This window comes from Hyphomonas sp., assembly GCF_041689225.1.
Lineage (GTDB): Bacteria > Pseudomonadota > Alphaproteobacteria > Caulobacterales > Hyphomonadaceae > Hyphomonas.
Genome location: NZ_JBDNGN010000028.1, coordinates 1 through 13,929, shown reverse-complemented (window position 1 = coordinate 13,929; position 13,929 = coordinate 1). Strand labels below are relative to the sequence as shown.

12 protein-coding genes are annotated in these 13,929 nt (G+C 61.8%); 9 read left to right on the top strand and 3 right to left on the bottom strand.

Translation table 11 applies throughout. The annotated features are described in order from the left end of the window. Positions 1-2 precede the first annotated feature (2 nt). Positions 3-401, bottom strand: a complete 399-nt coding sequence (gene rsfS / locus ACESNB_RS02480) for a ribosome silencing factor (protein ID WP_373003391.1) — start codon at positions 399-401, stop codon at positions 3-5. Positions 402-602: 201 nt separating this feature from the next. Between rsfS and ACESNB_RS02475 the strand changes: the two genes are divergently transcribed. The 8 genes from ACESNB_RS02475 (at position 603) to ACESNB_RS02440 (ending at position 8,265) form a co-directional block, all read left to right on the top strand. After that, positions 603-1,286 carry a BON domain-containing protein gene (locus ACESNB_RS02475; protein WP_373003311.1) on the top strand — a complete coding sequence of 228 codons (684 nt, stop codon included), beginning with the start codon at positions 603-605 and terminating at the stop codon, positions 1,284-1,286. Between the two features lie 55 nt (positions 1,287-1,341). Then, positions 1,342-2,292 (top strand): glutathione synthase, encoded by a 951-nt coding sequence (gshB, locus tag ACESNB_RS02470; RefSeq protein WP_373003308.1) that lies wholly within the window; start codon positions 1,342-1,344, stop codon positions 2,290-2,292. 28 nt (positions 2,293-2,320) lie between these two features. Then, positions 2,321-2,695: a hypothetical protein gene (locus tag ACESNB_RS02465; protein ID WP_373003305.1), complete on the top strand. Its 375-nt coding sequence runs from the start codon at positions 2,321-2,323 to the stop codon at positions 2,693-2,695. Between the two features lie 198 nt (positions 2,696-2,893). Continuing rightward, positions 2,894-4,393, top strand: a complete 1,500-nt coding sequence (locus ACESNB_RS02460; protein WP_373003302.1) for an efflux RND transporter periplasmic adaptor subunit — start codon at positions 2,894-2,896, stop codon at positions 4,391-4,393. A gap of 2 nt (positions 4,394-4,395) precedes the next feature. Further along, positions 4,396-5,097, top strand: a complete 702-nt coding sequence (locus ACESNB_RS02455; RefSeq protein WP_373003299.1) for an ABC transporter ATP-binding protein — start codon at positions 4,396-4,398, stop codon at positions 5,095-5,097. Beyond that, entirely contained in the window at positions 5,094-6,326 is a 1,233-nt protein-coding gene (locus tag ACESNB_RS02450) for an ABC transporter permease (protein ID WP_373003296.1), read from the top strand. The genes ACESNB_RS02455 and ACESNB_RS02450 overlap by 4 nt, the downstream gene beginning before the upstream one ends. Beyond that, positions 6,319-7,719 carry an efflux transporter outer membrane subunit gene (locus ACESNB_RS02445; RefSeq protein WP_373003293.1) on the top strand — a complete coding sequence of 467 codons (1,401 nt, stop codon included), beginning with the start codon at positions 6,319-6,321 and terminating at the stop codon, positions 7,717-7,719. Before ACESNB_RS02450 ends, ACESNB_RS02445 begins: the two co-directional genes overlap by 8 nt. 135 nt (positions 7,720-7,854) lie before the next feature. Next, on the top strand, positions 7,855-8,265 hold the full coding sequence (locus ACESNB_RS02440) for a helix-turn-helix domain-containing protein (protein WP_373003290.1): 411 nt from the start codon (positions 7,855-7,857) through the stop codon (positions 8,263-8,265). A gap of 7 nt (positions 8,266-8,272) precedes the next feature. Here the strand turns inward: ACESNB_RS02440 and ACESNB_RS02435 are convergent, their stop codons facing one another. Then, positions 8,273-8,527, bottom strand: coding sequence for a hypothetical protein (locus tag ACESNB_RS02435; RefSeq protein WP_373003287.1), 255 nt, complete (start codon positions 8,525-8,527; stop codon positions 8,273-8,275). Between the two features lie 150 nt (positions 8,528-8,677). Further along, positions 8,678-11,389, bottom strand: a complete 2,712-nt coding sequence (mutS, locus tag ACESNB_RS02430; RefSeq protein WP_373003284.1) for a DNA mismatch repair protein MutS — start codon at positions 11,387-11,389, stop codon at positions 8,678-8,680. Positions 11,390-11,568: 179 nt separating this feature from the next. On the opposite strand from mutS, the gene ACESNB_RS02425 reads away from it, so the two are divergent. Then, positions 11,569-13,845, top strand: a complete 2,277-nt coding sequence (locus tag ACESNB_RS02425) for an NADP-dependent malic enzyme (protein ID WP_373003281.1) — start codon at positions 11,569-11,571, stop codon at positions 13,843-13,845. Positions 13,846-13,929: the final 84 nt, after the last annotated feature.

The window sequence follows — 13,929 nt, the reverse complement described above, 5'->3', positions numbered from 1 at the left end:
ACTTAGTGCTGGGTGGCGAGGTGGGCACTCGTGTCCGAAGCCCATATCTTTTCAAGATTGTAGAATTCGCGCACTTCCGGACGGAACAGGTGGACAATGACGTCGCCCGTATCGATGAGGACCCAGTCGGCATTCGGCATGCCTTCCACATTGGCCGGGCGGCCAGTGAGCTTCTTCACCTGGTGGGAAAGATGGTCTGCAAGCGCTGCGACATGCCGGCCGGAACGGCCTGACGCAATGATCATGAAATCGGCGAGGGAAGATTTTCCGTCCAGGTCAATGAACAGGAGGTCTTCAGCCTTGTCATCCTCAAGCGCCTTGGCAAGAGCCTCGGCGACGGTACGGATGTCTTCAAGTGTGGCACTCTTTGCGGGCAGTGTCCGCGGGGCGCTGGAAGTCAGGGTCTCAGTTCCTTCTATTATTGGCTGCTACTCATTATCATGCATGGGGTGGCACAACCAGCCCAAACCCGCATGAGCGCACACGTCGTTACAATTGCAGTCCTGGCGGTGTTTTTCTTGCCCCCTGCCAGAATTTCGCCTTAAGTCTGGAACAGTCTGATCCTACGGATTACCGGTCCGCCTGCCATTGGAGTGTACATTATGACCCTGCGACTCGCCGCCGCCGCCCTCCTGCTTGCAATGCCACTGGGGGGATGCGCCGTCGCAGCTGTCGGCGCGTTGGGAGCCGTGGGCCTGGCCGCCGCGCAAGACAAGACACTGGGCGAAGCGGTCGATGACACGACAACGTCGGGCGAAATCAAGGCGAAGCTGCTGTCTGAGAGCATCAACCGTTTTGGCCAAGTGGATGTCGAAGTGAATGGCGGGCTCGTCCTGTTGTCCGGACGCGTCGATGACCCCACAGACCGGGTCGAGGCGGAGGGAATCGCCTGGACGTCAACGCGCGCGCATGATGTCGCCAACGAGATCAAGATCGAACCGGCCGGTGGCTTCATCGCAAATGTGTCGGACGAAGTCATTTCAGGTCGCGTGCGCGCACGCCTGATCGGTTCGAGCACGGTGAAGAGCCTGAACTACAATATCGAGACCTATGACCGCGTCGTTTACCTGATGGGGACCGCGCGCACCGCTGATGAACTGAAACGCGCCGCGCATGAAGCGAGCGTTGTCGGTGGTGTGAAGCAGGTCGTATCCTATGTCCGCATCCGGGAGCCCATCGAACGGCCAGCCGAGCCGACAACGCAGGCCGCCCCCTCTTACAATCCCACGCCCAACCCTACATATGGAACCGAGACCGATGCGGAACTGCTCGGTGTAAACTACTGACCGGTCCGGCGCAGCTGTAACTGCCCAGCCCGCATCAAACGGGAGGGGGCATTTCATGACATTGCGAGTTGGGATCCAGATGGATCCGCTGGAAGACGTCAAGATTAACGGCGATACGACCTTTGCGCTGGCTGAAGTGGCGCAGGCACGCGGCGCCGAACTGTTTGTCTATGGTCCCGATCACATGTCCTATGAACAAGGCCGGGTGACGGCCTGGGCCCGACCGGCAAAGGTCCAGCGGGTTCAGGGAACGCCCGGCCTGTTCGGTGAGACGGTGAAACTCGACCTGGCCAAGGACCTCGATGTGATCCTGATGCGGCAGGATCCGCCCTTCGACATGAGCTACATCACTGCTTGCCACCTGCTGGAACTGATTTCCGGCGAGACCCTTGTGGTCAACGATCCGGAAGGCGTCCGGTCCAGCCCGGAAAAGATCTTCCCCCTGCTCTATCCCGAGATCATGCCGCCAACGCTCGTGTCGCGTGACGTGCGGGACATCCTGGCGTTCCGCGCGACGCACAAGGATATCATTATCAAGCCGCTGTACGGTCATGGCGGCGCCGGCGTGTTCCGGCTGAAGCCAGACGATTCCAATATGGACTCGCTGCTGGAAGTCTTCTTCACTCGGTCGCGCGAACCCGTCATGGTTCAGGCCTTCCTTCCGGCGGTCAGCGAAGGCGACAAGCGAATCATGCTGGTCGATGGTGAGCCTGTTGGCGCCATCAACCGGCGGCCCCAGGCTGGCCAGGTGCGGTCAAACCTCGTGGTCGGCGGAACGGCGGAAAAGTCGGCCCTCAGCGATGCTGACCGCAGGATCTGCGATATTATCGGCCCGGAACTGAAGCGCCGCGGGCTGGTCCTGACCGGAATCGACGTGATCGGCGGGCGCCTGACCGAGGTCAACGTCACGTCTCCAACCGGCGTCCAGGCCATCAAGGCCCTGTCCGGCATTGATACCGCCGCCATTTTCTGGGACGTTGTGCAACAGAAGCTTGCGGACCGCTGATGGCCGCTGCAAGATCAGGTGCATGAACATGAAATCGATCACTGCTTTCGCCCTCGCCTCGCTTGCCTTTGCCGGCGTCGCCTGTTCACAGGCTGCGGATACCGACGCGGCGGATATCCAGACGGTTTCAGCCGACAATACGACAGTGGGCACGCTCAACCTCTCGCTACCGAGCCCGACGGCTGACACGGGGGCGTCGACCGGCAGCTTCAACCTGAACCTGGGCGGCGATACGGGCGAGTCGCGGCTGATAGGGTCCGGCGCGCTTGGTGGCGGCGATTTCGGCGGAGATCCGGCGTTCAATCTCGATCTTGCGGAAGACACCGCAGTGCTTGATGGACTTCCCGCCGCCGAGGCTGGCGCAGCGGATGACGACATCATCCGCCTCGACCCCAAAAAATAGGCCAACAGGCTCTTTCAAACTGATTTTCCGTGCCCTGTGCCTGTATTTGCAGCTGGAGATGACGGAATTGCACGCCACGGACGTTTGATCTGGCAGGCGCGTTGCAACGCTCCACATTGATTTCGTACTCGTCCTGCCGCTGATATGCGCGCCGGTCGGGTGAGGCTTCGACCCAAACGCAAGAGCGAGTGCTTTACCTTGATCCGCAAAATTGACCGACGACTCATCTACGGCCTTGGTGGCCTGGTGGTGCTGATTGTCTTCTGGGCCCTGTTCCTGCGCGGTTCCGGCGATACGAGGCCGGGGGATTTCACGCTGGAGACAGCGGCGGTTGAACGCGGTGATGTGGCCCGGCTGGTCACGGCCTCAGGCGCTGTTCGGGCGCTGACGACGGTCGAAGTCGGCTCGCAGGTTTCCGGCCAGATCGTGGAACTGAACGCCGACTATAATTCCGAGGTGAAGGAAGGCGATATCATCGCGCGGATCGACCCGCAAACGTTCGAGAGTCGGGTGGCTTCAGCGCAGGCGGATATTGCCAGCGCGCGGGCGAGCCTGGACGTCCAGCGGGCCAATATCGCATCGGCCGAGGCGAGCTTCGCCCAGACCGAGAAGGACTTCAACCGTGTGAAGGCGCTGTATGAACAGGACGCCATCGCGCAGTTTTCGCTGGAAGATGCCGAGCGGGCCCTTGCCGTGGCCAAGGCGACTCTGGATGTTTCGCGCGCCCAGCTTCGCTCGTCGCAGGCGACATTGAATCAGCGTCAGGCCTCGCTGCAAACGGCGCAACTTGATCTTGATCGTACCATCATTCGCTCTCCCATCGACGGCGTCGTGATCGAACGCTCGGTCGATGTCGGCCAGACGGTTGCCGCGTCCTTCTCCGCGCCGATCCTGTTCCAGATCGCGCAAAACCTCGAGGACATCCGCATCGATGCCGCCGTGGTTGAATCCGACATTGGCAGGATCGATGCCGGCGACCCGGCCACGTTCAAGGTGGACGCCTATCCGAATGAGACCTTCCAGGGCACCGTGGAACAGGTGCGATTGGCATCCGAAACCCTGTCGAATGTCGTGACCTACACGGTCGTGATCGCGGCGGAAAACCGGTCGGGCCGCCTGCTTCCGGGTATGACGGCCAATGTAGAAATAACCGCCGAGAAGCGCGAGGGCGTGCTGCGCCTGGTGGAATCGGCGGTGCGGTTCCGGCCGCCGAGCGAGGGCATTACCGTTGTGTCGGGCGAAGCGGGCGACAACACACAGGAGCGGCGCAACGCGCGACCAGCGGGTGCGGGGGGCAATCCTGGTGAAGCCCTGCTCGTCGGGCTCGATATGGACGCGGCCCGCAAGGAGAAGATCCTGGCTGAAATGACAGCTGAAATGGAAAAGGTCCGCGAGAGCATGGGAGAGGCTGGCGCGACGTTCGAACGGTCTGTCATGCGCGCACGAATCCAGTCCCGCATGGACAAGGTGCTGCGCGACAATCTCACCCGGGAGGAACTCGCCGTTGTACAGAAGACGATCAATGAACGCGAATCCCAACGCCGGATCGAGCTATACCAACCTGTTGGCGACGGCACACTGAAAACGGTCTCGATATCGGTTGGACTGACTGATGGACAAAACATCGAAATCCTGCACGGCGCCGACGAAGGCGACGTATTTGTCACGCGACTGACACTCGCCGCGACGGACAAATAGACATGCCGAGCGCGGCAACACCCATCATAACCTGCCGGGAACTGACCAAGGTGTACCGGATGGGCACGCAGGATGTTTTTGCCTTGCGCGGCGTGAACCTCGATTTCCTCGACGGCGAAATGACCGCCATCATGGGGCCGTCCGGTTCGGGCAAATCGACCTTGATGAACCTGATCGGCGCACTGGACGTGCCAACCAGTGGCGAACTGACGATCAAGGGCAGGCCTCTATCGCAATTGAACCGTGACGAACTGGCCGACCTCAGGAATGAGACAATCGGTTTTGTCTTCCAGCAGTTCAACCTGCTGCACAGGGCTACCGCGCTCGCCAATGTAAAACTGCCCCTGCTCTATTCCCGGAAACCGATCGAAGACCCGGCCGCGCGGGCCCGTGAATGCCTGGAAATGGTGGGATTGGGAGACCGGATGGATCACCGGCCGATGCAATTGTCGGGCGGCCAGCAACAGCGCGTGGCGATTGCCCGGGCCCTGGCGGGGCGACCGTCAATCCTGCTGGCGGACGAGCCGACCGGTGCGCTGGATACAAAGACATCAGAAGGAATCATGGACCTGCTAACAGGGCTCTCGTCAGAGGGCATCACGGTGATCCTGGTGACGCATGAACCGGAAGTCGCTGCCTATGCGTCGCGCCAGATCCGTTTCCGCGACGGTGAAGTCGAACGCGATGAAAGGAAAAGCGCATGAAAATCCGTGTCGCCCTGCAATCGGCAATCGAGGCCCTGATTTCCAATCCCTTGCGCAGTTTCCTCACGATGCTGGGCATCATGATCGGCGTTGCTTCGGTGATGGCCATGATGGCGATCAGCGAAGGGGCGGCCAAGCAGGTGGACGAACAGATCGCCAGCCTGGGCGCGAGCAACCTGACCATCTATCCCGGAGCATCCCGGCGCGGGCCACGCTCGGGCGGCGCGTCGTCGGACCAGCCCTTCACGGATGCCGACATCGAACTGATCCGGCAGGAACCGTTCGTCACGGCCGTCGCGGCCCGCAATTCAGGCTCTGTCACCGTCATCTCCGGCCAGGACAACTGGTCGACCAGTCTGTACGGGACCAATACGGACTATTTCATCACCCAGTCGCTGAGCGCAGCTGAAGGGCGGTTTTTCGATGACCGCGAAGTGAGTTCCGGCGCAGCGGTCGCGATTATCGGAAAGACGGTGGCCGACAACCTGTTTGAAGGCACCAATCCCGTCGGCCAGACGATCCGGGCGAACAATGTGCCGCTGGAAATCATCGGCGTGTTGGAGTCCCGCGGCGCATCCGCCGGCCCCGGCGGCGACCGGGACGACGTGATCATCGTTCCCATCAACACCGCCCGCAACCGGATCACCGGGGGCAACCCGACCGTGGCCAAATACGTGACCGGCATGGAAGTCGGCATCGCAGACGGCTATGACATGACGCGCGCGCAGGAACAGCTGGAAGATCGCCTCCGCGAAATCCGGCGCATTCCGCCCGGTGGCGCCGACGATTTCCGCGTGTTCAATATTGCCGACTTCATTCGCGCCCGCTCGAGCACGCAGGCAACGTTCGGCGTGCTGCTCGCTTTCACTGCGGCGGTCTCGCTGATCGTAGGCGGCGTGGGCGTGATGAATATCATGCTCGTATCGGTGACAGAGCGCACACGGGAGATCGGATTGCGGATGGCCGTCGGTGCACGCGGAATCGACATTCTCGGGCAATTTCTCGCCGAAGCGCTCGCCCTGTGCCTGCTTGGCGGGCTGATCGGGTCTGCCCTCGGCGTGGGCGCCGCGAACCTTGCAGCCAAACTCGGGGAGTTTCCTGTTGAGATTTCCCCGCGCATTGCAATCATAGCCATTGGCGCGTCGGCACTGATCGGCCTGTTCTTCGGATTCTTTCCCGCCCGGCAGGCGGCGCGACTCAACCCCATCGAGGCTCTCAGACATGAATAAGACAACCCCTGCCCTCGCACTGGTCCTGTTGGCGACGATTGTACCGGCCTGCGCGTCAACGATTGCCCGGCAGTCGCCACAGGCTTTGATCACGCAGGAGCAGGGTGCACTGAGTGCGCCGGATGCCTGGGCATTCGGTCCTGAAACGGACAGCGAAATCGCCGCAAATTGGGCCGGTATCATTCATGACGAAACATTGCTCGCGTTGATGAGTGAAGCGCTCGCCGCCAATCCGAGCCTGCGAGCGAGCGCGGAAAGCGTGCGGCGCTCCGAAGCCTTCCTGCGCCAGTCCCGGTCAGGCCTGTTGCCAAGCATCAGTGCGGGCGCAGGCGCCAGCGGATCGTCCGACTTCGAGGATTTCGACCTCGCAGAGCGCTATAGCGCGAGTCTCGATGCGAGTTGGGAAGCCGACCTGTGGGGCGCGATCCGGTCGGATATCCTGGCGTCGGAATTCGACCTCCAAAGCGCCCGGGCCGTTTATCGTGCCAGCCGAGAGTCCATCGCTGCCAGTGTCGCGCGCGCCTATGCGGTTGCGATCGATGCGGGCCATCAGGTTGAACTGTCGCGCGCCACGCTTGCCGCTCAGGTGGAGACCGTGCGGATCGTGAATGTGCGCTACGATCTCGGCGCGGCCGACCGCCGCGAGCAGGTGCTCGCCGAGTCAGACGTGGCCAGTGCACGCGATTCACTGGAACTGGCGCTTGCTTTACAGCGCAGTGCGATCCGCGGGTTGGAAGTCCTGCTCGGTCGCTATCCATCAGGCACGATGACCGTGCCGGATACACTGCCCGAAATCGAGGATATCATTCTTGCGGGACGCCCTGCCGACCTGCTTCGCCGACGCCCGGATGTGCTGTCCGCTGAAGCCGGCGTACGGTCTGCCTTTGCCAGTACAGACGCCGTCCGCGGCGGGCGCTGGCCCAGCCTGTCGCTATCAGGCGGCGTCTCGAGTGCAACAGACACTCTGGGCGATGCGCTGGACCCGGCGGCGCTTGCCCTCTCGCTTGGAATCCGGCTGGCCGACACGCTGTTTGACGGCGGCCTGACGGACGCGCGGATCGACGCCGCAGAGGCCGGCGGCAAAATCGCGCTGGCCAATTATGGCGCAAGCGTCCTGGACGCTTATGCAGATGTCGAAGGCCGCCTGGACGATGTCGCAACCTTGCGAAACCGTGCGGGCTTTGTGGAGACGGCCGCCAGAAATGCGCGCGAAACGCTGCAACTCGCTGAAATCCAATACAAGGAAGGCGCTATCGATCTGCTCGATGTGCTGACATTCCGGCAACGTAGTTTTCAGGCGGACCGCACACTTCTCGCACTACGGCGCGCCGAAACCGAATCGCGAATCGCGCTCTATCTCGCCCTTGGCGGGGCAATCGACGCAGCAGAATAGCTGCTCTTCCCTAGCGGAACCCTCCTTGTCAGGAGGGAGTTTTCGATCTTTTTGCAGTGATACATACTGAATCCGTCCAAACACCTGCGCAATCTGCTTGTTTTGGATAGCATATACAGAGTAGTTGGATTTATTATGTTGAAAGCAGCCAAACATGCTGGCCACGATGCCAGAAAGCCAACCGATGCAGATCGTTTCGTTGGTCAGCAGCTTCGCCAAGGGCGTCGCGAAATGGGGCTCACGCAGGATGGGCTCGCCCAACTCCTCGGCGTAACATTCCAGCAAATCCAGAAATACGAAGCCGGTCACAGCCGCATGTCGGCCGGACGGCTTCGCGAAGTGGCCATCGCGCTGAAAAAACCAATCAACTTTTTCTACGAACCGTTCGAGCCGTTCGGCAAGAAATCGCCTGTGGCCGAGACGCGTCTCCGGATCAAAGACCTTAGGCGCGATGCGAAAAAGCTCATCGACCAGCTCGGCGACGCCGACGACCTGCAGACCGCTGTCCGCGTGCTGCAAGCGCTCGAATTGAACCAGTCGTCCTGAAGGGCGCTCAGGGCACGACGCCGATGCCGGTCCCGGCCGCCTGCAGACGCGATTCCAGCAGCCACCGATGGGCAGCGGCATAGGCGGCGCCAAGATGGACGTCCAACTCGTTGGACGTTTCCGAATCAGCCACGCCTGCATCACCGACCAGCTGAATTGTGCGGGCGAGGCGATCGACGGTCTTTCGAGCGCTCTCCAATTCAAGGCGGATCTGTGCGCGGGAAAGCGTGACTTCGGTGATATTTCCTGCCTTGCCAATCATGGTTGTGCCTCCGGTTTTTGACGTCCACGAGGGGTGAGCGCTTTTCTTGGATGCGCTTCATCCCGGATTGTCAGCCGACGGCCTGGAGCCAGCGACCTGACGATGACACTAATCTCATCATCATAGGCGTCCAACAAATTTGCGAATGAATCAGGATTTTTTTGATTCCGCTTTCAGGCGATAAACAATATCCAGTGCTTCGCGCGGCGTCAGGGCGTCGGGGTCGACATCGTCGAGTATTTGATCAAGCCGGGAGGAAACTGAGGGCGCGTCGTCGGTGCCAGATTCCTGTGCCGACCCCAACACTGCCGCGAACAGAGGAAGGTTGTCGGCCGTTTTCGGATCGGCCTCGAGCCGCTTGAGAATCTGCGCTGCGCGCGCCACAGCACGCTTCGGCAAGCCGGCAAGACGCGCGACCTGAACGCCGTAAGACCGGTCGGCCGGGCCGAGCTGCATCTCGTGCAGGAAAACGAGATCGTTCTTCCATTCACGGGCACGCAGGGACGCATTGGCTGCGCCCGGCAAGTCTTCTGCCAGCTGCGTGAGCTCATGATAATGGGTGGCAAACAGGGCGCGGCAGGCATTGACGCCGTGCAGGTGTTCAACGGCGGCCCAAGCGATCGCAAGGCCATCGTACGTAGACGTTCCACGTCCCACTTCATCAAGGATGACGAAACTCGCGGGCGTCGCCTGCGTCAGGATCGCGGCCGTCTCGACCATCTCGACCATGAAGGTCGACCGCCCCCGGGCAAGATCGTCCGAGGCGCCGACGCGTGAAAATACCCGGTCAGCCAGGCCGAGCCGGATCGACTTGGCCGGCACGAAGCAGCCCGCCTGTGCCATGATGACTGCCAGGGCGGCCTGCCGCAAATAGGTCGATTTGCCCGCCATGTTCGGACCGGTAACGAGCAGGAGCCGCGCGCGCCCTTCCCCACCCGCATCAAGGTTCAAGTCGTTCGCGGTGAAGCCTTTGCCATCGCGTTTCAGCGCCGCTTCGACGACCGGATGGCAAAGGCCTCTGGCCTCGAATACAGGCGTGTCGGCAAGCTCGGGCCTGACAGCGTCAATTTCGATCGCCCAGGCAGCATTGGCCCCGGCGACATCAAGGTCGGCAATCGCGTGGGCAGATGTCGCGAGTGTTTCATTGAGCGCGTCAACGCCAGCGCAGAACCCGTTGAACAATTCACCTTCACGCGCCTTTGCTTCTTGTTCGGCACGCGAAATGCGGCCCGCAAGGTCGGACAGTTCACGCGTCGAAAAGCGGACATTCCCGGCCAGGGTCTGACGGTGGATGAACGTCTCCGACAGCGGCGGCGCCATCAGGGCATCGCCATGCCGGGCCGGGACGTCGATGAAATAGCCGAGCACATTGTTGAACTTGATCTTCAACGCGGAGATGCCGGTCTCACTCGCGTAGCGCGCCTGCAATTCGGCGATTATGCGGCGACTGTCATCCCGCAAGCCGCGCGCATCATCGAGCGCACTGTCCCATCCGGGCGCGATGAACCCGCCGTCGCGGGCCAGCATGGGAAGGCTGTCATTCAGGGCCTGCGCCAGGTCCGAGGCGAATGCCTTGAGGTCAGGCGTATTCGCCAGCAAAAGCACCCTTATGGCCGCCTCCAGGCGCGCCGGGACGCCGCCCTCAACAGTGGCAAGTTCGCGTGCGGCGGCATCGCCCGCCGACAAGGCGCGCCCGATGGCCTGCAGGTCACGCGGCCCGCCCCGTCCGAGCCGAAGCCGCGTGCGGGCGCGTTCGAGGTCAGGTGCCGCCTTCAGACGACGGCGAAGCGCGTCCAGAACATCCTTATCCTCAACGAGCCAGGCCACAGCTTCGAGTCGGGACTCGATTTCGCTGCGGTCGAGCGACGGGCGTGACAGGTGGGTGGCCAACAGGCGGGCCCCGGGGGCGGTAACGGTGCGGTCGATGGTGGCAAGGAGCGAACCGTCGCGCGCGCCGTTCATCGCGCGGTCGATTTCGAGGCTGGCGCGGGTCGCCGGGTCAATCGCGAGATGCCCGCTGGCGGGCGGGCGCTGGGGTGGGTCGAGGCGGATATCGGCGCCGGCCTGTGTGAGCAGCACATAGTCGAGCAGCAGGCCGATGGCCGAGAGCTCAGCCTTGGAGAAATCCCCGAAGGCCTCGAGCGCCGCGACCTCGAATGTCTGCTTGAGCAGGGCTTCGCCTGTTTTCGGTGTCGCGGCCCGGGCCGGCCGTTCGGTCACTGGCGCACTCGCGGCGGATACGACCGCAGCGATTGCCGGACGGTCCATATCTGTCGCGCTGACAAGCAGTTCGCGAAGCGGCCAGCCAAGCAAGGCATCAGCCAATGCGCCCGGGGCGACCGGCGCGACATCGAAGCGCCCCGTCGACACGTCGCACACCGCAATCGCTGCATCGGCGCCGCCATTGGCCAGCGCGACCGCAGCGAGGGCCTGGCCCTGCCGCGCTGGCAACAGGGAATCCTCGGTCAATGTGCCCGGCGTGACGATCCGGACGATGTCGCGATTGACGATGGATTTCGACCCGCGCTTCTTCGCTTCGGCCGGGCTCTCCGTCTGCTCGCATACCGCTACGCGCGCACCGGATTTGATAAGGCGGGCGAGGTAGCCTTCAGCCGCGTGATAGGGAACACCGGCCATCGGGATGGGCTTGCCATCATGCTCGCCGCGCGACGTCAGCGTAATGTCGAGGATTCGGGACGCTTCGACGGCATCGTCGAAGAAGAGCTCGTAAAAGTCTCCCATCCTGAAGAAAAGCAGCGCGTCGGGGTGGCGCGCCTTGATGCCGAGATATTGCACCATGAACGGCGTCGGCTCGTTGCCTTTCACGGCAACCTTTTTCGAGGGAATCGCAGTATCGGCCATGGAGGCGGACGCTAGCGCCTCGGCTGCAGATTCGCAAAGCGTTCACGCTGTCGCTCGCCATAAAATAGCCAGAAACAGCGACGACATGGACCATATTTGCGGTTGGCACGCTCGGCGGCGAGGCATAGGGTCAACCGCTAGCCACCCTTTCACTCGTTAGCATCGGACCACCCTTTCCCATGACAACCAAGCGCCCAAGCTTCACTGACCAGGAAGCGCTCGATTTCCATTCAAAGCCGACTCCGGGCAAGATTTCCATGGCGCCGACAAAGCCCATGGGCACGCAGCGTGATCTGTCACTGGCCTACAGCCCGGGCGTCGCAATTCCTGTCCTGGCCATCGCCGAGGATGCGGACAAGGCGTATGATTACACGTCGAAGGGCAACATGGTTGCAGTGATTACGAACGGTACGGCGATTCTCGGGCTCGGAAATCTCGGCCCGATGGCGTCCAAGCCGGTGATGGAAGGCAAGTGCGTCCTGTTCAAGCGTTTTGCCGACATCGACAGTGTCGATATCGAAGTGAATACGACAGACGTGGAGGATTTCATCCGCACTGTCCGCAATATCGGCGACACCTGGGGTGGCATCAACCTCGAGGATATTGGTTCGCCAGACTGCTTCATTATCGAAAGCCGCCTGCGCGAAGAACTCGACATTCCGGTGTTCCATGATGACCAGCACGGCACCGCAATCATCGCTGCCGCAGGCATTATCAATGCCTGCCACATCACCGGGCGCGAGCTGAAAGACCTAACCGTGGCCGTCTCGGGCGCCGGCGCGGCGGGCCTGTCCGTGGCGGGCCTGATCTGCCATCTCGGCGTCAAGGCAGAGAACATCCTGATGTGTGACTCTATCGGCGTTGTCTATGAAGGCCGCACCGAGCGTATGGACCAGTTCAAGTCCGCCTTCGCCGTCAAGACGTCTAAGCGTACACTGAGCGAAGCCATGGAGGGCGTCGACTGTGTCCTCGGTCTCTCGGCCAAGGGCGCCATTTCGAAAGCCATGGTCAAATCCATGGCCAAGAACCCGATCATCTTCGCCATGGCAAACCCGGACCCGGAAATCACGCCGGAAGACATCAAGTCTGTGCGTGACGATGCGATCATCGCGACGGGCCGTTCGGACTATCCCAACCAGGTCAATAATGTGTTGGGCTTCCCCTATATCTTCCGCGGTGCGCTGGACGTGCGCGCACGGGGCATCAATGAGGAAATGAAGGTGGCTGCGGCCCAGGCGCTGGCGGAACTTGCCCGCGAGGACGTGCCGGACGAAGTGGCCGCTGCCTATCACGGCGCGCGCCCCAGCTTCGGCCGCGACTATATCATTCCCAGCCCATTTGACCCGCGCCTCATCAGCTTCATTCCGCCTTTCGTGGCACAGGCCGCGATGGATACGGGCGTCGCGCGCATTCCAATCGCTGACATGGATGCCTATCGCGCCTCACTGGTGCGACGGGCCGATCCGGCTGCGGCTTTCCTTCAGGGCGTTCAGGCCCGCGCCAAGGATGTCCAGCGTCGCATCGTATTCGCCGAGGGCGAAGAACCCGCCGTCGTGCGCGCCGCCTTCAGCTTCAAGAACCAGGGACTCGGCCATCCGATCCTGATCGGCCGCGAAGCCCAGGTTGAACGGATGATGGAGCAAATGGGTGTGCCGGCCGGTACGCTGGAAATCATCAATGCACGCCTGTCTGACAACAATCCGATCTATACCGATCTCCTGTATTCCCGCCTGCAGCGCGATGGCTACCTGAAGCGAGATGTCCAGCGTCTGGTGAACCAGGACCGCAACATCTTTGGCTGTTGCATGCTAAAGAATGGTGACGCGGACGGCATGGTAACGGGCGTGACCCGCAATTATGACGTGGCGCTGAACGACGCACTACTCGTGCTGGACGCCCTGCCGGGCAAGGCCCTGATGGGCATGTCCATGGTGATCAACCGCGGTAGGACCGTGTTCATCGCCGACACAAGCGTGACCGAATTGCCGCAAGGCGAAGACCTGGCGAACATCGCCCTCGAGGCCGCCGGAGCCGTACGCACCATGGGCTTTGTTCCTCGCGTCGCATTCCTCTCTTATTCGACCTTCGGCAATCCGATGGGCGAACGCGGCGAGAAAGTGCGCGAGGCGGTCACGATTCTTGACCAGATGCCGGGTGTCGACTTCGAGTACGAAGGCGACATGAATGCAGACATCGCGCTCAACCCGAACCATTCCCTGCTCTATCCGTTCTCGCGCCTCAAGGGCCCGGCCAACGTGCTGGTCATGCCCGCCATCCACGCGGCGTCGATCTCGACCAAGCTGCTGGAATCGATGAGCCGGGCAACCGTGATCGGGCCGATGCTGCTGGGTCTCGAGAAACCGGTCCAGATCGCATCGCTCGGTGCCACGGTTGGCGACATCGTCAACCTCGCGACGATTGCGGCCTATGACGTCGATCGCGTGCTTGGCGACTGAGGTCGCAGATATTTATGGGTCGCGGCGTGTCCCCGAAAACCTCGGGTCACTTTTCGGCCCGCCGCGCTAGAGCGTTTCAGTTTT

Coding starts and splice junctions, on each gene's coding strand:
- ACESNB_RS02475 (WP_373003311.1), top strand. CDS start 603: ATGACCCTGCGACTCGCCGCCGCCGCCCTCCTGCTTGCAATGCCACTG.
- gshB (WP_373003308.1), top strand. CDS start 1,342: ATGACATTGCGAGTTGGGATCCAGATGGATCCGCTGGAAGACGTCAAG.
- ACESNB_RS02465 (WP_373003305.1), top strand. CDS start 2,321: ATGAAATCGATCACTGCTTTCGCCCTCGCCTCGCTTGCCTTTGCCGGC.
- ACESNB_RS02455 (WP_373003299.1), top strand. CDS start 4,396: ATGCCGAGCGCGGCAACACCCATCATAACCTGCCGGGAACTGACCAAG.
- ACESNB_RS02450 (WP_373003296.1), top strand. CDS start 5,094: ATGAAAATCCGTGTCGCCCTGCAATCGGCAATCGAGGCCCTGATTTCC.
- ACESNB_RS02445 (WP_373003293.1), top strand. CDS start 6,319: ATGAATAAGACAACCCCTGCCCTCGCACTGGTCCTGTTGGCGACGATT.
- ACESNB_RS02440 (WP_373003290.1), top strand. CDS start 7,855: ATGTTGAAAGCAGCCAAACATGCTGGCCACGATGCCAGAAAGCCAACC.
- ACESNB_RS02435 (WP_373003287.1), bottom strand. CDS start 8,527: ATGATTGGCAAGGCAGGAAATATCACCGAAGTCACGCTTTCCCGCGCA.
- mutS (WP_373003284.1), bottom strand. CDS start 11,389: ATGGCCGATACTGCGATTCCCTCGAAAAAGGTTGCCGTGAAAGGCAAC.
- ACESNB_RS02425 (WP_373003281.1), top strand. CDS start 11,569: ATGACAACCAAGCGCCCAAGCTTCACTGACCAGGAAGCGCTCGATTTC.